Source organism: Coleofasciculus sp. A1-SPW-01, from assembly GCF_040217205.1.
Taxonomy (GTDB): Bacteria; Cyanobacteriota; Cyanobacteriia; order Cyanobacteriales; family Coleofasciculaceae; genus Coleofasciculus; species Coleofasciculus chthonoplastes_A.
Window position 1 is genome coordinate 19419 of sequence record NZ_JAVJNP010000015.1, and the last position, 20865, is coordinate 40283.

13 protein-coding genes are annotated in these 20865 nt (G+C 45.3%); 5 read left to right on the forward strand and 8 right to left on the reverse strand.

Annotation, left to right across the window (positions count from 1 at the left end; genetic code table 11):
- Nucleotides 1-13: 13 nt before the first annotated feature.
- The 6 genes from RH949_RS02735 to RH949_RS02760 all read right to left on the reverse strand — a co-directional run bounded on the left by RH949_RS02735 (nucleotide 14) and on the right by RH949_RS02760 (nucleotide 5041).
- The gene (locus RH949_RS02735; protein WP_446351842.1) at nucleotides 14-430 is read right to left on the reverse strand and encodes a hypothetical protein; all 417 of its coding nucleotides are present in this window, start codon (nucleotides 428-430) and stop codon (nucleotides 14-16) included.
- A gap of 211 nt (nucleotides 431-641) precedes the next feature.
- Nucleotides 642-1169 carry a tetratricopeptide repeat protein gene (locus tag RH949_RS02740; protein WP_006100325.1) on the reverse strand — a complete coding sequence of 176 codons (528 nt, stop codon included), beginning with the start codon at nucleotides 1167-1169 and terminating at the stop codon, nucleotides 642-644.
- A gap of 40 nt (nucleotides 1170-1209) precedes the next feature.
- Nucleotides 1210-1947: a transporter substrate-binding domain-containing protein gene (locus RH949_RS02745; protein ID WP_446351882.1), complete on the reverse strand. Its 738-nt coding sequence runs from the start codon at nucleotides 1945-1947 to the stop codon at nucleotides 1210-1212.
- Nucleotides 1948-2210: 263 nt separating this feature from the next.
- The gene (gene rplT / locus RH949_RS02750) at nucleotides 2211-2567 is read right to left on the reverse strand and encodes a 50S ribosomal protein L20 (RefSeq protein ID WP_006100089.1); all 357 of its coding nucleotides are present in this window, start codon (nucleotides 2565-2567) and stop codon (nucleotides 2211-2213) included.
- A 178-nt stretch (nucleotides 2568-2745) separates the two neighbouring features.
- Entirely contained in the window at nucleotides 2746-2943 is a 198-nt protein-coding gene (gene rpmI / locus RH949_RS02755; protein WP_006100150.1) for a 50S ribosomal protein L35, read from the reverse strand.
- Nucleotides 2944-3121: 178 nt separating this feature from the next.
- Nucleotides 3122-5041: a tetratricopeptide repeat protein gene (locus RH949_RS02760; protein WP_446351843.1), complete on the reverse strand. Its 1920-nt coding sequence runs from the start codon at nucleotides 5039-5041 to the stop codon at nucleotides 3122-3124.
- A gap of 493 nt (nucleotides 5042-5534) precedes the next feature.
- Between RH949_RS02760 and ppsA the strand changes: the two genes are divergently transcribed.
- From ppsA to RH949_RS02775, 3 genes are all read left to right on the forward strand, one after another.
- A complete protein-coding gene (gene ppsA, locus RH949_RS02765; RefSeq protein ID WP_446351844.1) occupies nucleotides 5535-7970 on the forward strand; it encodes a phosphoenolpyruvate synthase in 2436 nt (811 codons plus the stop codon).
- Between the two features lie 725 nt (nucleotides 7971-8695).
- Nucleotides 8696-11338, forward strand: coding sequence for a two-partner secretion domain-containing protein (locus tag RH949_RS02770; RefSeq protein ID WP_446351845.1), 2643 nt, complete (start codon nucleotides 8696-8698; stop codon nucleotides 11336-11338).
- A gap of 353 nt (nucleotides 11339-11691) precedes the next feature.
- Nucleotides 11692-14361: a CHAT domain-containing protein gene (locus RH949_RS02775; protein ID WP_446351846.1), complete on the forward strand. Its 2670-nt coding sequence runs from the start codon at nucleotides 11692-11694 to the stop codon at nucleotides 14359-14361.
- On the opposite strand, the gene RH949_RS02780 is transcribed toward RH949_RS02775, so the two are convergent.
- On the reverse strand, nucleotides 14336-15178 hold the full coding sequence (locus tag RH949_RS02780; RefSeq protein WP_446351847.1) for a DUF928 domain-containing protein: 843 nt from the start codon (nucleotides 15176-15178) through the stop codon (nucleotides 14336-14338). The genes RH949_RS02775 and RH949_RS02780 overlap by 26 nt on opposite strands.
- Nucleotides 15179-15365: 187 nt before the next feature.
- The gene (locus tag RH949_RS02785) at nucleotides 15366-15800 is read right to left on the reverse strand and encodes a hypothetical protein (RefSeq protein ID WP_446351848.1); all 435 of its coding nucleotides are present in this window, start codon (nucleotides 15798-15800) and stop codon (nucleotides 15366-15368) included.
- Nucleotides 15801-16554: 754 nt separating this feature from the next.
- On the opposite strand from RH949_RS02785, the gene RH949_RS02790 reads away from it, so the two are divergent.
- Entirely contained in the window at nucleotides 16555-17892 is a 1338-nt protein-coding gene (locus RH949_RS02790) for an AAA-like domain-containing protein (protein WP_446351849.1), read from the forward strand.
- Between the two features lie 14 nt (nucleotides 17893-17906).
- Complete coding sequence (locus RH949_RS02795; RefSeq protein WP_446351850.1) at nucleotides 17907-20810, forward strand: CHASE2 domain-containing protein; 2904 nt, start codon at nucleotides 17907-17909, stop codon at nucleotides 20808-20810.
- Nucleotides 20811-20865 lie beyond the last annotated feature (55 nt).

Here is a 20865-nt window from a genome sequence, read left to right on the forward strand (position 1 = left end):
ACAGGTAGTGCCTTCACTGCTTTTTCATGTCACGAGCCATTTTGCGGAACATATCCATGCTGGAATCCCTAGAGTCAGCGCGGCGGCGCTCAAAACTGTTTGGCTGTGACTCACTTACTTGCTGGTTTTGAGGAGTTGGCAACGGTTCAGGAGTGGCGCTGATTTGCTTATTGGAACGGATGACTTGCCCAAAAGCCGAGGTTTCGACCTCCTGCTGTAAGCCCTCCCCTAGGTTGTCTTTTTTCTTAGCAAACCGCTTCTTTACAGATGTGGGCGATCGCATATAGTTAATATCACCGAACGTCTTGGCGTCGTCTGGCTCTAAGAAGTAGGATCGCCGTTTTTGGGCTTCTGCGGCTTGTTCCGCTTCGTCTGTCTCCTCATCGACGTACTTGCTCTTTAACCCAAATAAATTACTTAGAAATCCCATAGCGAACTAATCCTGCCCTTAATTGATTACCTTTGTTACTTTATGTTAACAATAATTAATAATTATGTAAATGTTGTTCTAAAACTAGCTGAGTGAGGTAATAAACTGTGTAGTTCTTCTGCACTACATTGATCAGCGATAGCCTGTCAACCTGTAGAGACGTTGCAGGCAACGTCTCTACAGGATCTATGTAGTTCAAGCCGCAGAAAATTTAGCTGGATGGCACTAGCCGCTTGCGGAGGGATTCAGCTCGCCGCTTCGCCGTATCATTCTTCGGTTCATGCTTAATCGCTGTTTCATACGCCTCTAACGCTTGAGCGGTTAGCTGCTTGCGCTCGTAAACGTGACCCAAGTTATTGAGAGCTGTCACATAATCTGGCTCTAGTTTTAAGGCTTCCTTATACTGGCGAATGGCAATATCGTACTGATCTTGGGCAAAGTAGGCAAAACCGAGAGCATTATGAACCGGAGCTAGATTGGTTTCCTCAGCATCCGGAGCTTTAAGTCCCTTTTGGAATAGAATAACGGCTTGAGCAAAGAGTTTCTTGTCCAGATAGATACTACCCAACTCGTAGTAGTCTTGGACTGATCCTCGCTCTTTTTGCAGCTTTTGCTCCAGCTTGGAGAGGGTGCTTTCGATTTTACGGGTTTTGAACACTTGGCGAATTACTGCCAAAGCTGCAACGCCAAGCAGGACTAACAATATGATTAGATAAATTTGTGGCAGGGTTTCATCCATAATCCTGTGCAACTTATACGGGACGGGTTTCAATCTTTTATCATGGTAAACCCCAAGCGGCAGCGCGTTCAGCTAACCACCCTTCGGCGTGCCAACGTTCGATCGCCTGATTGACTTGTTGTCGCAGTTCGGTATATTGCAATCCTTTAGGCATTACTATCGCCAAAGCTGCACCAGATAAGCGATAGGGGAGCAATCGATAGTCTGGGTATTGCTGTACCCATCCAGTCAAAACCGTCTGATCAGCAGCAAAGGCGTTGGCTTCTCCCGCCTCAAGGAGAAATAACGCTTCTTGGTAGGAGTCAACGCCGACTAATTGGGCATTGGGTAAAGCATACTTGATCACTGGGATTGTACTCGAACCCTTGATCACCGCGATGGTTTGGTTGTCTAAATCACTCAACAGATTAATTGAGACATCGTTCGTGATAATTCCTGCACCATCCAAATAATAGGGGATACTGAAATCGACCAAGCGGGCGCGGGAATCCGTTACCGTTACTCTAGCGATCGCAATATCAACCTGATCTTCAACTACCACACTCAAGCGATCGCGATTTGCCACTGGCTGCAAAACAACAGCCTCTGGACTCCCTAGCAATTCTTTAGCCAGTCGTCGGGCGATATCAATTTCTAGTCCTTGTAGGCTTCCCGTCGCATCGCGAAAGCCCAAGGGACGCAAATTATCTTTTACCGCAACAATTAATTGACCCCGTTGCTCAATTTCTGCCAATTCAGCCGGATAAGCGGATGGAGGTTGTAAAACAGCCACCCCCATCAATCCAAGTACCACACCGACATTAAAAAACCTTTGGGCGATCATCTATCTGGGATTAGGGATTGGTGATTGGAGATTAGGGAAACCTTCGCAACACTCGATATAACCTGGTTTGTAGGGGCGGGTTTAGGGACTTTCGTTTCACTATTATTGATGATAACGTTGCTTCAAAACCCGCCCTCTGATCCCCCTGCTCCCAGACGTGCCATGGCACGTCTCTACATTGCTCCCTCTGGGATCTCAACCGACAAACTCTAACGAACTTACTTCGCGCCCTGGCTAGCAAGTTCTACAACCTTTTGAAAGCTGGCGGGATCTAACACAGCTAATTGTGCCAACATCTTGCGATTGATCTGAATATTCGCCTTTTTCATCTGACCCATAAGCTGACTGTAGCTTATGCCATTCTGACGAGCCGCTGCATTAATCCGAGTAATCCAGAGGCGGCGAAAATCCCGCTTGCGCTTGCGGCGATCGCGATAAGCGTTCCGCAGTGCTTTCATCACCTGTTGATTTGCTGTACGGAAGAGTTTGGAGTGAGAACCCCGATATCCTTTCGCCAGCTTGAGAACTTTCTTGCGTCGTTTACGGGCGACGTTACCGCGTTTTACTCTTGTCATTAACTCTTCCTAATTGATACAAGCTAGATGGTTATACCTGCCACGGTTAGAGTCTGTCATTCTGAACGAAGCAATAGCGGAGTGAAGAATCTCACCAGATGTTTCGCTGCACTCTGTTCGATTCAGTATGACAAAAGCTCAATTTGTGACCATAAACAGTATATTCGTCTAAAGCAGTCTAAAAATAGGGAAGCATCAGGCGCACATTATCGGCATCCCGTTCATTGACTAAGCTCAGTTTCGACAGACGCCGCTTCCGTCCGGAGTTTTTGCGCTCCAGCAAGTGGCTCTTAAACGCCTTGCGTCGTCTAATTTTACCGTTTCCGGTGGGTCGAAAACGTTTCGCGGCTGCTCTACGGCTTTTCAGTTTCGGCATAAACAACTTTGAATAAGGACACAATCTATAATTGTACTACTCTTCTTGCGGTCTGTAGATGAGGGCTTTTTCGAGATACCTTAATTCTCACGCCGCCTAGGATATGCAGCGAGGAGCCCCGACAACCATTGATTATAGTTTCTATCCAAAATCATAAAAACTTTTAAAAGGCTCACACTTAGTTTGGCGAGGGAGTCACTCTAGACAGTTGAGACTGCGCCGCTTCATAACAATCCAGCTTACCTAGATTACGGCAAAGTTGAGCCGCCTGCTGTAAATCGTTGATCGCGGCTAATCGATTTCCCAGTTGGGCTTGGGCTAACCCTCGTTCGTAGTAAGCTAAAGCATAATCAGGATTTCGTTCAATCGCTTGGGTGTAATCCGCGATCGCACCTAGAGTATCTTCTATTTCCTGACGGGCTACTCCTCGGTTATAGTAAGCGTCTGCCGCCTCTGGATTCAATTGAATCGCTACTGTATAATCCGTTATCGCCCCGCGACTATCTCCTCGACGCTGACGGGCTAAACCACGGTTTTGATAAGCTAGGGCTTGATTAGGTCGTAAATTAATCGCGGTGGTACAGTCGTCAATCGCACCCTTTTGATTACCTAAATTAGAACGAGAACGACAGCGTTTCAGGTAAGCCGTGACCAGATTGTGATCAAGTTGAATGGCTTGGGTATAATCATCAATGGCAGCTTGTTCGTGTCCTAAGTCGGCTTGGACTTGACCTCGATTCACCCAGGCTGGGGTAAAATTCGGGTCACGTTGCAAGACTTGGGTATAATCAGCCTTAGCCCCTTGGCGATCGCCTAACTCCAAGCGCAGATTTCCTCGTTGGTAATAGGCGTCCGCATTTTGGGGATTGAGTTGAATCGCCTGAGTCAAATCAGCCAAGGCGGACTGAGTTTTTCCCTGATTCGCGTAAATCTTTCCCCGATAATAGTAAGCTGTCGCATTTTGCGGCTGATAGGTAATCGCTTGAGAATAGTAGTCAATCGCCGCCTCAGGCTGTTGTTGTTGTTCTTGTAGAGACGCGCCATGGCGCGTCTCTACAGTTTTTCCTTGGTGGAGAAAGTATTGCGCCATTAGGCGTTGCGGAAGGCGCAGGGTATAAGCCAGAACTAACGCCATGATTCCTACTAATCCGATCGCCGTGAGGATAACCCAGGGTTTAAACTGACGACTGGGATAGGTAACTGTCGCGATCGCCGGATTGATATCCGGTAACGAGGGTAAAGAAAATTGAGTAACAGTGTTCCTCTCCGGGATACGACTAAGATCCGCCAGCACTGTTCTAGCTTGGTGATAACGGTTCTGGTGATCATCATGCACCATTTTCTCCAGAATCGCGGCTAACTCTGGGCTAACTTGGGTGTAAGCTTGCCAAGCGCTGGTTTCAGGTTGACCCTGGTTTGCTTGTTTGAGTTCTGCTAAATCGCTGACGGATAATCCAGTCATCGCTTGAATGGCGATAATCCCCAAGGCGGACAAGTCACGATTAACGTGGAGGGGTTCTGGGAATGGTTTGGAGGAGTGATCAACAAAAGTCGGATTGGGGGGATTGGGGGCTAATTTGTGGAATGACTGGGCGATTTGGAGACTCAATTGGTGGATAATTCCCCAGGTTGTTAGCACTAATTTGTCATCTCCTTGGCGGCGGATAATTGTAGAAGGTTTGAGGTTTCCCAAAACTGCACCCTGTTTATGGACAAACACTAAGAGGTTGAGGAGTTCGTTTAACAGGCTAATCACCTGATTTTCGGTCAGCGGATCACCGGGTATGAGTTCGTCAGTTAAAGGATGACCGCGAATAAACTCTTGAACGAGATAAAACTGATTTATTTGGGCAAACGAGCTGATCAATCGGGGAATTTGGTCATGTTGACCCAGCTTTTTCAGCAATTCTGAGGTTTTTTCCAGACGGCTGAGAATCGATGATCGAGTTGGAGAGGAGTTCGGCGGGAGTCGAATTTGCTTGACCACGCATTTAGGATGCTGGGGAGAGTGAATATCTACCACTAAATAAGTGCGACCCAATTCATCGGTATCCAGGACTTTAATGAATTGGTAACGTCTTGCTAAGAGTTTGCCCATATTGATGCACGCTGACGCTCTGTGCAAAAATTATGACACGAAAGGCAAAATCCCCATTTTTGAAAAAAATCTGTTATGATAGCACGACAGAAAAAGCTCCAGAGGCTATCTGGAGCTGTTTTGAACCCGTGAATGTAGATGAACCCGTGAATTAAGATTCAGTCGAAAGAGAAATTGTAATACATGTTGGACAAGATTGGCTACACATAAGCAGCCAATCTTTTACTTTTTGAGAAGCATTTTGGGTCGAGAGGGGCTGGAGGAACCGGGGGTGGATGTAGAGACGTGCCATGGCACGTCTGGAAGCGGGGGAAGATGGGGGAGCAAATAACCAATGACGTAGTTTGCTTCTCAAGGGAGCGAGTAGGACGAATGACAAATGACAAAGGACAAATGACGAATGACGAACATTTCTGTTAATTTTTCGTAACTTATTAGTGAGCCCAAATATTTTATAAAGCTACACTTAAATTATACGGTTAAGAAAAAAGTTATGCTGACCTCAACCCCTCAGACATCTACCCCAGTCCCTAAAGATAAATTATTGATCCTCTGGTTTGATCAAATCCGATTGGATGACCTACCCTTGGTTGGCGGCAAAAATTCCTCTCTGGGTGAAATGATTGGACAACTCACTCCCCAGGGAATCAATGTACCTACTGGGTTTGCGATTACGGCGTATGCTTATCGTTACTTGATCGAAAGCGCCGATTTAGAAGTCAAACTGCGCCACCTGTTTGCAGATTTGAATGTAGATGATGTGAGTAATCTGCAACAGCATGGGAAAAAAGCGCGACAGTTAATCCTCAGCATGGAGTTTCCCCTAGAACTGACCCAAGCCATTCGGACAGCCTATCAGGAATTGTGCGATCGCTATGGAGAGGGAACGGATGTGGCGGTTCGTTCCTCGGCGACGGCGGAAGACTTGCCAGATGCGAGTTTTGCAGGTCAACAGGAAACCTACTTAAATGTAAATAGTTTCAAAGGCGTGCTGGAATTTACTCATAAATGCTTCGCCTCCCTGTTCACTAACCGCGCCATTGCTTATCGGGAACATAACGGATTTGACCACTTTGATGTGGCGCTTTCGGTGGGAATTCAGAAAATGGTGCGGTCTGATTTAGCCTGTTCCGGGGTGATGTTTTCCATTGATCCTGAAACGGGATTCAAAAATACCGCCTTAATTACCGCTGCTTATGGCTTGGGCGAAACGGTGGTTCAAGGTGCGGTTAATCCCGATGAATACGTGGTCTTTAAACCCACCTTAAAACAGGGATGTCGCCCGATTCTGGAGAAACGCCTGGGAACCAAAGAAATTGAAATGATCTATGACGAAGGGGGTTCGAGACTGACGCGCAACGTGCGAGTCGCCCCCTGTGATCAAAAGAAATTCTGTCTCAAAGATGAAGAAGTCTTACAATTAGCGCGTTGGGCGGTACAAATTGAAGACCATTATTCCCAACTTCGGGGACTCTATACTCCCATGGATATTGAATGGGCAAAAGATGGGATAACCGGGGAGTTATTTATTGTCCAGGCGCGTCCGGAAACCGTACAATCCCAGAAATCAGCACAAGTCCTCAAAACCTATCAGTTGAACCAACGCAGCGAGGTATTAGTTACGGGGCGTAGTGTGGGTGCAGCCATTGGTCAAGGAACTGCCCATATTATTATGGATGCGTCTCACATTCATCTGTTTGAGCCGGGAGAAGTTTTAGTTACTAACCGCACTGATCCCGACTGGGAACCGATTATGAAAAAAGCCAGCGCCATTGTCACCAACCAAGGGGGACGTACTTGCCATGCGGCAATTATTGCGCGAGAAATGGGAATTCCGGCAATTGTTGGCTGTGGGAATGCAACCGAGGTATTAACTACGGGTCAAGGGGTGACAATTTCCTGTGCAGAGGGGGATGAAGGACGAGTTTATGATGGATTATTACCCTTTGAGGTGCAAGAAACACCGTTGGATAATTTACCTCGCACCCGAACCCAAATTTTGATGAATGTAGGTAATCCAGATCAGGCTTTTGGTTTAGCCGCAATTCCCTGTGATGGTGTGGGTTTAGCACGGTTGGAGTTTATTATTGCCAATCATATTGAAGTTCATCCCTTGGCGTTGATTCATTATCATCAATTGCGGGATGAATCTGTGAAAGCGAAAATTGCCCAAAAGACGAAGAATTATGCCGATAAACCCCAGTTCTTTGTCGATAAATTGGCGCGTGGGGTCGGGATTATTGCAGCAGCGTTTTATCCCAAGCCTGTAATTGTGCGGATGTCGGATTTTAAGAGTAATGAATACGCGAACCTTTTAGGCGGTCAAAGTTTTGAACCCAAGGAAGATAATCCCATGTTGGGGTGGCGAGGGGCGTCTCGGTATTGTGATCCGAAGTATCGGGAAGCCTTCGCCTTGGAATGTCAGGCGATACAGCGGGTAAGGGATGAGATGGGATTAACTAATGTAATTCCGATGATTCCCTTCTGTCGCACTCCCGATGAGGGGCGTCAGGTGGTAGCAGAGATGGCGAAAAATGGTTTACCCCGTGGCGTGAATGGGTTGCAGGTGTATGTGATGTGTGAGTTACCCAGTAATGTGATGGAGGCGGATGAGTTTGCTGAAGTGTTTGATGGGTTTTCCATTGGGTCAAATGATTTGACACAATTGACGTTAGGATTAGACCGGGATTCAGCGTTAGTGGCGCATATTTTTGACGAACGCAATCGCGGTGTAAAACGGATGGTGAAGTTGGCGATACAAACGGCGAAAGAGTGTGGGCGTAAGATTGGTATTTGCGGTCAAGCGCCTAGCGATTATCCAGAGTTTGCCAAGTTTTTGGTGGAGGAAGGGATTGATTCGATGAGTTTGAATCCCGATTCAGTGTTAAAAACGCTGTTGATGGTGGCTGAAGTGGAAAGTCATTTGTAGGGTGAATTTGTAGGGTGCGTTAGTAGTGAATTTGTAGGGTGCGTTAGCGCAGCGTAACGCACCGACTTACAGCAGTTTGCTCTGCTATGCGGTACATTGTCGATCCCCCTAAATCCCCCTTTTTAAGGGGGACTTTGATTGTAGACGATCTTCGCTCTTCCTAGACATGATAGAACGCAACTTGGTAAGCTGTTCGGCATTTAAACCATAATGTCAAGAATTGCGAGATCCTTGCCGTAGTGCGAGCATCTTGCTCGCTACCCAAAAGCATCTTGCTCGCTACCCAAAAGCATCTTGCTCGCTACCCAAAAGCATCTTGCTCGCTACTAATACCCAATTTAAATGCATTACAGCTTATGAGTATCCATGATAGCGCGATCGCACTTTAAATTGAAGCTTTTTAGTTCAAGTGTACTATATTAAGCGTCAAGCCTCCCTGAGTAGTGGATAAAGATAAATTGTAGAATGGAATTCAAAAAAATCCAATTAGCAAGCTAATAAGGTTAGCGATAATTAATTCAATTGTTGGCAAGTGTAAATTAAACAATAAGTAGTGTAGTTTTATACAGTTTTCAAATAAAAATGGTTAATATTTGTATAGTCTTGTAAGAGTACGCTTAATAGTTAAGAGACTTGGCGACACATACAACTATTGAAACAAATTTAGGAGTATAATTTCTAACCAGCTAATCGCTTAACCCGACTAAGGGAAAAAGGTGGGAAATATGGCACAAAAAACTCATCCGTTGCTGGTACAGGCATCGGAAAGTGAGGAAGCTGGAGAGGTAGAGTCCAGGGGAATACGGGAGATGTTGGGCAGATTGAGTCGTCAGAGTCGCTCAAAACTGGCAGGATACACCAGAGTAGGCAGTGTAGCGCTCATCAGTTATGTTTGGCTGGCTTGGGGTAGCAGCACTATTGCCCAGATTATCCCCGATGAAGCCTGGGGAGCCGAACAATCAGTTCTTACTCCTAATGTTGAACTTCCTGACGGGACTCTAGCTGATTTTCTGATTCAGGCGGGAGCGACTCGTGGCGCTAACCGATTCCACAGTTTTGAACGATTTGATATTGGGGAAGGACAGAATATCTATTTTGATTCTCCCCAGGGAATTGAAAATATTTTTAGTCGGGTAAGGGGAAATGACGCTTCGGATATTCTGGGGACGCTGGGTGTCAATGGTGGGGCGAATTTGTTTTTGATTAATCCCAATGGGATTATTTTTGGTGAGAATGCTTTTCTAGATGTTCAAGGTTCGTTTGTGGCAACGACAGCCAATGGGATTCAGTTTGGGGAACAGGGGTTTTTTAGTACCACACAGTCAGAGGCTCCTTCGCCCTTACTGACGGTGAATCCTTCGGCGTTTCTGTTTAATCAAATTACGCCGGGGAGAATTGAATCACGCTCAATTGCACGAGTTAATAATGGTCAGAGTCTGCTGCTAGTGGGTGGAGACATCCTTGTAAGTGGCGGAGTATTGGCTGCACCAGAAGGTCGAGTGGAATTAGCTGCTGTAGCTGGTTCGGGGACAGTGGAATTGACGGTTGATGGTAACACCCTTTCGTTAAATGTTCCCCCAGAAATACCGCGAGCCGATATAGCCTTGACCAATGGCGCTTTTGTCACTACGGCGGGTGAAGGTGGGGGTGATATTCAAGTCTGGGGTAAGGAAATTACCCTAACTGACTTTTCTCAACTTTTCTCGGGTTCTGTTGGTGCAGGTAAGGGCGGAAATATTGTGGTGAACGCCTCAGAATTGGTGGAAGCTAGTGGTTTTAGCAGTGGCTTTTTTGCAAACAGCTATGCAACCGGAGACGGAGGAGATGTGATAGTTACAACACCTAGGCTACAGCTAAGGAATGGCGCTCAGATTTCCACTGCTGCTTTTGATCAAGGCAATGCGGGTAATATAGTAGTGAATGCCTCGGAGTCGGTACAAGTCAGTGGCAGTGTTATAGACGTTAATGATATCCCACGTCCCAGTGGTCTGAGAACGGATACCCTCAGTGAGGGGAATGGAGGAGATATAACGATTAACACCCCTGTACTTGAGATGAAAGACGACGCTGTAATTGCTAGTAGCAGTTTCCCCGATAGCACAGGTGATGGAGGAGATATAACTGTATTTGCCTCGGAGTCGGTGCAACTGAGTGAGAGCCGTTTAACGTCTCAAACGACAGGGGAAGGTGATGCGGGTAATCTGAGGATTGATACGCCCTTACTGATGGTGCAAAATCAGGCAGAAATTACAGCAGATACCGACAGCAGGGGAAAGGCGGGAATTATAGAAATTAACGCCGCTCAAGTGCAACTCGATGGTGGCGGAATTATTGCAAGTGGTACGTTTGGCGAGGGGGATGCTGGAGACATTTTATTGCAGGTGGAAGACAGTTTAACTATCTCTGGAGATGGCAGTGGAGTGCTGGCTGAGACAGGAGAAGACTCCAGTGGAAATGGCGGCAGTATCATGATTGATTCAAGAACAGTAGTGGTTCGGGATAGAGGGCAAATCACTGTTGAAAGTGAAGGTATTGGAACAGGAGGAAATATTAGCCTTGAAGCCGATTCTCTTATCCTGGATACTAATGCTGGTCTTTTGGCAGACACTGATGCTAACACAGGTGGTAATATTGTGCTTACTATTGATGACCTGTTATTGTTGCGACGTGACAGTCGCATTTCGACAAATGCTGGTAAGGATGAAGAAAGGGGAGATGGCGGCAACATTATAATTGAAGCTGTTTTCATCGTTGCTGTTCCTAATGAAAACAGCGATATTACTGCCAACGCTTTTGAGGGACAGGGGGGTAACGTTACTATCACGACTCAAGGTTTGTTTAATCTAGTCATTCGCAGCCGCGAAGAGCTAGAAGCTTTACTGGAACCTGATGATCCATTAAATCCTCAGCGACTGGAATCAAATGACATTACTGCCATTTCACAAACGTCTCCTGAACTGAGTCGTATTCCTATCCTAATTTTGTTAGAACTAGACCCGTCTCAGGGACTGGTAGAGTTGCCAGCAGAACTTGTAGACGTGACGCGGCTGGTTGAACAAAATCTTTGTGCTGCTGCACAGGGAAGTCAATTTATCGTAACTGGACGCGGTGGTTTGCCTACGCCTCCGAATCAGGTGCTTGATGCGGATGCGACTTGGGAAGATTGGCGGATAACTACTGTGGGGGAATCAACGGAGGTGCAGCAATCTAACCGGAATAGTCGCCAAGAAGTTACAGGGAATAAGCCAAATAAATTTGTTGAAGCTCAAGGTTGGTTTAAAGATGCCAATGGTACGATTATTCTTACCGCAGAACCAACGGTTGTGACACCCCACGAAACGGGTTCGCCATCGTTCACCTGTCAATAGTTAAATGGTTTGTGAAACCTTACCGAAATTGAATGTGGTTGACTTAAGCGAGGTTCGTAGTTGCGATGCGAGCGTTATAAATGGTGCGTTACGCTCCGCTAACGCACCCTACAATTACCTGAGGTGTTTGTAGTAGGCGCTTCAGCGCTTGTGACAAACATAAATCTAAAAGGTTTAATGATATGAAACGCCTAGTATCCTTATCTGTAAATAAAATATCAAAGGTCAGTGTTCCTCGGCAGTTTAATGGCTTAGTAATATGGGTAAATTTACGCTTTTCTCGAATCATGCGATCGCTTAGGCTTGTAGTAAGCGCTTCAGCGCTTATGGCACTAAAGTGCCTACTACGAACTATGGCACTAAAGTGCCTACTACGAACGACGGCGCGATCGCTCCTGTTGGCTCTGTTGGGATTAAGCTTAAGTTTGGGTATCCATACAATACCTCTAGTCAGGGCAGAACTCCCTACCACTACTGAGACTCCCGCCTTAGTACAAGTCGGCAAAAATCACTATGATGCCGGACAGTTTACCGAAGCGATACAGATTTTACAACAAGCAGCACAGGAGTACGCCGAGGTAGGAAATACCCTTCAGCAAGCTCAAGTATTAAGCCTCTTGTCATTAACCTATCAGAAACTGGGACAGTGGCAAGCGGCTGAACAAGCAATTCAAACCAGTTTGTCTTTACTCGACACTGTACCTGAAGCTAACCCAAGGGTTCGCGCTCAAGTATTCAATGCTCAAGGGCGGCTCCAATTAGCTACAGGCAACGCTGAAGCCGCATTAGCTACCTGGGAAAAGGCAGAAACTCTCTATCAGCAAGCGGGTGATCCTGTCGGGGCGATTGGCAGTCAAATTAATCAAACCGAGGCAATGCAATCTCTGGGATTCTATCGACGCACCGAACAACTTTATCAGCGGCTAGAACAATCCCTCTTCGCGTTAGAGGATTCAGCCGTGAAGATAGCTGGGTTGCAAAATTTTGGGACTATTTTGCGACAAGGAGGGGATTTAGAAAAATCAAAAGACATTCTCAGCCAAAGTTTAGCCTTAACTCAAGCCTTAGCCTTACCGCAACAGGAAAGTCAGACATTGCTGAGTTTAGCTAATACAGAGCGAACCTTAGCCCAACGCGCCACAGTATTTGAGGAATCCTCAGCCGAACCCTATACCCAAGCTGCCCTGAGTCACTATCAACAGGCGGCGATGACAGCCACGCTCCCTTTAACCCGAATTCAAGCTCAACTTAATCAATTGAGTTTAGTGATTGAGACTGAATTTCTATCACCGGATCAAGAATTATTGTCCTCAATCTCAGCCGGATTATCAACTTTACCTGCTAGTCGCGCTTCTGTCTATGCCTATGTCAATTTTGCCGAAAGTTTGCTGAAGATGCCAGAGGTAATGACACAGCAGCAACGCAGGAATAATATTGCGGCAATCTTAACGACAGCGATTAAACAAGCTGAAGGTTTAGCAGACCAACGGGCAATATCCTATAGTTTGGGTACGCTAGGTAAGCTCTATGAAAAAAACCAAGACTGGACAAATGCCAAAACAGTGACTGAAAAAGCACTCCTGATTGCTCAACAGATGAACGCTGCCGATATCGCCTATCAATGGCAATGGCAAATGGGGCGATTACTGCAAGCCCAAATCAAAGAGAGTTCTCAAAATCTGCCTGTTAATCCAGACGCGATCGCATACTACAATGAAGCCGTTAAAACACTCAACAATTTACGCGGAGATTTAGTCGCTCTCAATCCCGAAATTCAGTTTTCCTTCCGAGAAACCGTCGAACCCGTTTATCGCCAATTTGTGGATTTACTCCTGCGTTCTCCCACTCCCAGCAAAGACAATCTGATCCAAGCTCGCAATATCATGGAAGCCTTGCAACTGGCTGAACTGGATAACTTCTTTCGGGATGCTTGTGCCACACCGGAAGCCGTGAATATTGATAACGTCGATCCCCAAGCCGCGATCGTTTATCCGATTATACTACCCAATCACTTGGACATCATTCTCAAATTACCTGGACAAGATAACCTGCGCCACTATGCTCATCAAGGTATCTCAGAAAATCAAGTGGATCAAGCTGTGGAAAAATTGCGCCAAGATTTAACCAAACGCAGTACGAGCATCCGTCAGATTAAACAGGATGCAGCCCAACTTTACGATTGGTTAATTCGCCCCTTTGAAGCTGATTTAGATTCCACCAACTCAGATAACCCCACCGTTAAAACCTTAGTATTTGTCCTCGATGGTTCCTTACGCAATATTCCGCCCTCTACTCTCTATGACGGAGAAAAGTATTTAATTGAGCGATATTCAGTGGCGTTGACTCCGGGTTTACAACTCCTAGAACCAAAACCACTCAGCCGCGAAAATTTCCGGGGGTTGATTGCTGGAACGACAAATGCACCTAGCTTTGAACAAGAAGGATTTTCTACCCTAGACAATGTAGCTAATGAGTTAGCCGGAATCCAACAGCAAATTACCCTGAATCAAATTTTAGAAAATCAGGACTTTATACAAGATAATATCCGCAATCAGATTCAGATGGCATCCTTTAATCTGGTACACATTGCCACCCATGGCAAATTTAGTTCTAATCCCCAACAAACCTTCCTTTTAGACTGGAGTGGGCGGATTAATGTTAAGGATTTAGATAGTTTATTACGCACCAATGAACCCAATCGTACCAGCGCTATTGAATTACTGGTTTTGAGTGCTTGCGAAACCGCAACGGGGGATAAGCGTGCCGCATTAGGATTAGCAGGAATTGCGGTTCGAGCGGGTGCCCGCAGCACATTGGCGACATTGTGGCAAGTTAATGATGCATCCACCGCCGAATTTATGCAACGGTTTTATCAACAGTTAAAAGAGCCTCAACTGAGTAAAGCTGAAGCTCTGCGGCAAACTCAAATTGCTTTCTTAACCGAGTATCCCGATGATCCCGACAAAGATTACCTACGCCCCTATCACTGGGCACCGTTTATTCTGATTGGGAATTGGTTATAACACTGTCCGGTATAACACTACCAGCAATGGATTCTTGTTCAATTTCTTTTAGCCCAATTCGTTCATCTCCCAAGAGTTCTAGCCAGATACTTTCCAATGTGGCATCGTCAGGGTATTGCAAGCGTAATTGAGCCAATTCTGTGAGCATATCGTACCAAATATCATGACTGGCGTAAGCAGCGACTCGTTCTAAAGGATTTTTTGCCCGATTTAATTCAGCTTCAAGTTCAGGAGGTTGGGAAACTCGTCGCACAAACCCAGTCAGCGATGCTGGAGCCAGTCGAGTTGCTGATTGCTGGGGTTGTGTTGAAGCCGGACAACTGATTTCAAAATACCAGCGATAGGTTTTACCTATTTCTAATGGCTTTTCTGTTTTAGGAATCGTTACACTAACAATTCCTGGTGTTGCTGGCAGTTTAAAGGTGGCGCGGTAAATATCATTTTCCCCCTGTTGGATGGAAAATTCTCCAGAGGATACTTTGTCTGAACCGTAGGGAACGTAAACCCAAAAAGTGGGATATTCACTCACGGTTAACTGAAAGTTCTTACCACCTGCCATGCGAGTCAGGAAAAGATCTCCTTCGGTGTATTCACAGTCACCACGGGTACCCGTACCATTGTTGGTTGTAGGAGTACCATTACCATCATCACCGGGTAAATTGGGCAGGAGAGAGGGAATCGATATTGGCTCAAAGATAGGATTCGACGACTCAACCTGTGCCATTGCTGGGGAAAGAGTAGTAATTAGGCTAACAATTATTCCTATAGCGAGTACGGGTTTGCTGGGAGAGATCAGCATAAATTTGAAACTGTTCATGTCTCTGTCCGTTACGATACTAGAGGATAGAACGTGCAGTTAGGGTCTGTAGGAAAGTTCTCTGAGTGGGAAAGCTGGGAAAAATTTAGAGGAGTTTCCGAGAGATACCTCCCCCCAGACAAGATTTTCACTGCAATGTTCAACTTTAGATGCACCCGTCATGTTTGCTTTTGTATTTTCCCTATTCTCAATGCACTAAATAGTTATTGCAAAAATGATACAAGGGATAGTGTTTGGAGGAGAAAATAGGGGAATTTGAACCAGAAATTAAATTGGATTCAAAAAAATTATAAAGGTAAAGAGCCATCGGGATGACAATATCTGTAATTGGCTCTTCTTCTTCAGGTTCATTTTGATTGTCCTGATTAAAAAATGTGAGAATACTATTTCTGGAATTATCTGACTCTGGACGCCAATTTAGTCCATTGTTAAGAAAACGGCGACGACGATTCCTGATATCAGGTGGAGGTGGAAGAGCACAAGGACGATCAGAAATACATCGAAGGCGATAAAATCGAGAGTTATAAGAGGGATTAAAACTATTTAGAAACAATCCTGAATACGCCGGATATAAGAGGAAAGACGTATCAGGAGTGTATGAATTCCAAATGCTAAGTCTCATCTGTGTACCAATTCTCCTTTTTTAGTATTTAGGAAGGGGTGGCTGAGTGAATTTGTTGGCTTTGCCTTCCCTTTTCAGTTTTCATTATCGATGACAATTCCCCCAAAGAAATCGGGAAAATTCAGGACTTGAAAATTCAGGAAAATTCAGGGTGTTCAGGAAACTTGAGGTTTATTTTGATAAATATTACGAATCATTCTATCGTACTTGAGTTCTGGAATATATTAAATTTTATAACTCAGTGCAACGATTAGCTTAATGGTAAGAAACCCGATCGCTATCTTACCCCACCATTCTGAAACTCCTTGACACTAAAAAGGTTGAGCCATTCCCAGCAAACTAGCTGAGCCCTAATTGTATCAAATATTACCTTTTAAATTCTGTCAGTGCTTCCCTGATAATTGTATCAATATGTAAAAACCCTAGTCAGTTTGCTATGGTTAAACTAGAAACTATCTATGACTCTATTCGGGCTGCCAGAGTCTCGCCAACGGCATTCTCAGCCAGAATGTCGAAAATGTAGAGACGTGGTGTCACCTTTCTAAAGGCGGCAAAACCGAGCTATTGGATAGTGATGATTTAACGATTACACAGCCAGTATTACCCGACAAAATCGCAGTTCAACTCCATCGGAATAATTCAGGAAAATTCAGGTTTATTGGCTTGTGTAATTTTCGCAAAATCTCACTTCATCTCAGGGTGTATTCGTATTTACTAAGATAAGATAAATAGGTTAGTCTGAGCATCCATACCAATGACATTTGATATCGATGACGCCATTCAAATGGCGAACCAAGCCATATCCCGCAGCGCTCACCGCAGCTTAACTGATGTAGAAGTCATTGTCCTCAAAGGAGCATGGCAACGTCAGGACTATGATGAAATTGCTGCTAAACATCAATATTCCACCAGCTATATTAGTCAAGATGTTGCCCCGAAGCTGTGGAGACTCTTGACCAAATCTTTAGGAGAGAAAGTGAAAAAAAATAACTTCAAACAAGTATTGGAACAACATTGGAAACAACACCAGTTTTTCGATGCTTCCTTGAATTCAAGTTCTCAATCCAAAAACCCTTATCTTTCTCGCCCCAAACAGCTCAAATCCTTCGCCCCTGACTACTATGTAGAACGCTCTCCCCTGGAAACCACCTGTTCTCAAACCCTCTTACAACCTGGTGCATTAGTGCGGATTAAAGCACCCAGTTTAATGGGTAAAACCTTACTCGTAAATCGGGTATTAGCTGAATTAGCAACTCAAGGCTACCGCACCGCTAGTTTAAGCTTTAAGCTAGCTGATAGTAAGATTCATTTTACTCATCTGGATAAATTCTTACGCTGGTTTTGTATCAATCTCTCGCGTGAACTTGGTTTACCCAATGCCTTAGATGAGTATTGGGATGAAGAGGATATGGGGTCTAAAGTCAGTTGTACTACCTACTTTGAAGACTATCTCTTAGCTTCAGGGAATAATCCCATCGCCTTGTGCTTAGATGATGTACATTTACTCTTCGCCTATCCCGAAATTTATGAAGACTTTTTTGGACTCCTGCGTTCCTGGTATGAAAAAGCTAGGAGTCGCAAACGGTGGCAACTATTGCGTTTAATTATCGTCCATTCCACTGATGTTTACATTCGCCTCAATATTAATCAATCACCATTTAATGTTGGCTTACCCATTGAACTTGCAGATTTTACCTTAGAGCAGATACAAGAGTTTGCCCAAAACTATGGACTAAAGCCCGATTTGAGTTACCTTCAACCCTTAATCAACATGATCGGAGGACACCCTTATTTAGTCGAACGCGCCTTTACTCACCTAAAAAATGACCCCAACATGACCCTTGAACAACTCTTAGAGACTGCGCCAACAGACGCAGGAATTTATGCTAGTCATTTGCGAGAAAATTGGTTGTATTTACAGTCTCATCCTCAACTAGCAGAGGCGTTTAAAACCGTTGTTACGACTAAAACGCCTGTACAACTTGAACCCATGCAAGCCTATCAACTTCATAGTATAGGTTTAGTCAAACGGTCGGGAAATAAGGTCGAACCCCGCTGTGATTTATATCGTCAATATTTCTGCAATCATTAAGGAGCGAATGCCTAATGGGAGCGGATGAACTCAACAGGGCTGATCGGTATCATCTGGGTGGAAGCTTATCCGCTGATGCACCAACTTATGTAGTCAGAAAAGCAGATTCTGAACTCTATAACGGTTTATTAGCCGGAGACTATTGCTATGTCCTCAATTCTCGGCAAATGGGAAAATCATCCCTGCGAATCCGTACCATGTGCAAACTGAAAGCTCAAGGAATTGCCTGTGCCGAAATTGAATTGAATGGTATTGGTAGTCAACAGATTAGCGCCCAGCAATGGTACGGTGGGATTATCCAAGAATTAATTAGTGGGTTCGATTTACAAGTGAATCGACGTAACTGGTTACGGGAGTATGAGGATCTCTCCCCGGTGCAGCGTTTGGGCAAATTCCTGGAAACAGTATTGCTGGCACAGATTCCCCAAAACATCGTTATTTTTATCGATGAAATTGATAGTGTTTTGGGATTGAGCTTTCCGGCTGATGATTTTTTTGCCTTGATTCGTAACTGTTATGATAAACGGGCAGCTAAACCTGACTACAAACGTCTTACCTTTGCCTTATTGGGAGTCGCCACGCCATCGGATTTAATTCAAGACAAACATGCGACACCTTTTAATATTGGTCGAGCAATTGAATTGAAGGGGTTTCAAGTTCACGAAAGCGCGGCTTTAATTCAAGGGTTAGTCGGACGAGTTAGCTGTCCCCAAGCTGTATTAAGCGAGGTATTATATTGGACAGGAGGTCAACCGTTTCTCACCCAGAAATTCTGTTGGCTTCTGGTGAATCGTTGTAATCAGGAACAGAATGGACTCTGCACAATTCCTGAAAATGAAGCCCCGCGATGGGTGGAACAGTTTGTGCAAACGCAGATCATTGAAAATTGGGAAGCCCAAGATGAACCGGAACATCTGAGAACGATTCGCGATCGCCTGCTGGGGCAACCTCACTGTTGTCAACAATCACTCCAGATTTATCGAATTATTTTAGAACAGGGAAGTGTTGAGGCGAAAAATAGTCCTGAACATATCGAATTGCGGTTATCGGGATTAGTGAATAAACACCAAGGCAACTTAGTGGTTTATAATCCGATTTATCAAGCCGTTTTTAATCTTGATTGGATTGAAAAGCATTGTCCCAAAGAACGGATTCTTGCCATCGTTTTTACCGATGTGGAATTATTCTCGACAAAAATGGCAGCCGATGAGAAGCATACCTTGGCACTTCTCCAAAGGGATTTTCAGCTTATCCGTAAATGCTGTGAGCAGTTTTCCGGCGAGATACTCAAAGGGTTGGGAGATGGGTGGTTGATCCGCTTTGATAGTGCAGAAAACGCTGTTGATTGCGCGATCGCGATCCAACAAGCCATCAAAACCGCTGCGGCGAATTTACCCAAGCGTGACATTCTCCGCCATCGCATTGGTATCCACCTGGGGGAAGTATTTTTCTTGCAAAATGATTTCGGTGTTTCACCCTCCCGTAATTTTATCAACACCTATCAGGATGATGTGATGGGTAATGTGGTGAATGTGGCGGCGCGGCTGCAAACCGAAGCACCAGCAGGCGGGATTTGTATTTCCCAAACCGTCTATGAAGCCGTTCAGGATCATCTGAATGGAGTGAAGGATCAGCAACAGCTTCAGATTACGAAAGCCGGAGAACGCCTGTTAAAGAATATTCCCCGACCTATCCCCGTTTATATTATTACCCTTGATCCATACCTGCAACCCTGGTGGTGGAAAATACTCATCCTCTTGATCACAGCCGCGATCGCGACGAGTCTGGTTTTGGGAGTGCGATCGCGCGGTGGGTTGGAGTCTTGGGAACTCACCGCCTTTGATCACCTGATGCGGTTACAACCCCAGGAAAAACCCGATGAACGACTTTTAATTGTGGAGATTACCGAAAAAGACGTTCAGGCTCAACCCCCTGAAGAACGAGTGGGTGCGTCTCTCTCAGATCGCGCCTTGGCTCAACTCCTTGCCAAATTAGAGTCGTATCAACCCCAAACCATTGGCTTAGACATTTATCGCGATCGCCCAGTAGACGCTAATTATCCCCAATTAGCCCAAGCCATGAAAAAGAGCGATCGCTTGTTTACTATTTGCCATTACGGTAATCCTGGCGTTGTACCGCCACCGGAAGTGTCAGGGGAACGACAAGGGTTTAATAATGTTGTCCTCGATACCGATGATATTCTGCGTCGTCATCTTCTCGCGGTTTCTGACGCCTCACCCTGTCAAAATCAATATGCTTTTAGTATACAGGTTGCTGGTCATTACTTAGCCGCCCAAGGAATTGAGCCACACCTGAATTCCGACGGGTATCTTCAGCTTGGCTCAACCGTATTTAAAACCTTAGATCCAAACCCTGGAGGCTATTCTAATATTGATTCGGGTGGTCACCAAATCTTACTCAATTACCGCGCCACGAATCAGATTGCTGAGAAAATTACGCTCACAGACGTTCTCAATGGTCAACTCAATCCTGAACAGGTAAAAAATCGTATTGTTCTAATTGGTACCACGGCTCCCAGTTTTAACGATCATCGTTGGTTCACTCCCTACAGTAAAGGACAAGGAACCGTTCAAACCATGACCGGAATAGAAATTCAAGCCCAGATGGTCAGTCAAATTCTTAGTGCTGTTTTAGATCAGCGATCGCTGATCTGGTGGTGGTCAGAACCCATTGAGATCCTCTGGATTTGCGGCTGGTCTTTAATCGGCGGACTACTCGCCCACAATTCCCGTTCACCGCGAGGGTTTCTGGTTCGAGGCGGAGTCGCGATCGCTATTTTATACGGAAGCGGCTGGGTTCTTTTCCTGCAAGGGGGTTGGATACCCCTAGTTCCCGCCGCTTTAGCTTTGGTTATGACTGGCGGTGTACTCATTGTTTTCTCTCGATTTAATTTTTAGTTTGTAGTAAGCACTTTAGTGCTTCTGGCACGCTTCGTGCCTACTACAAAGCCAG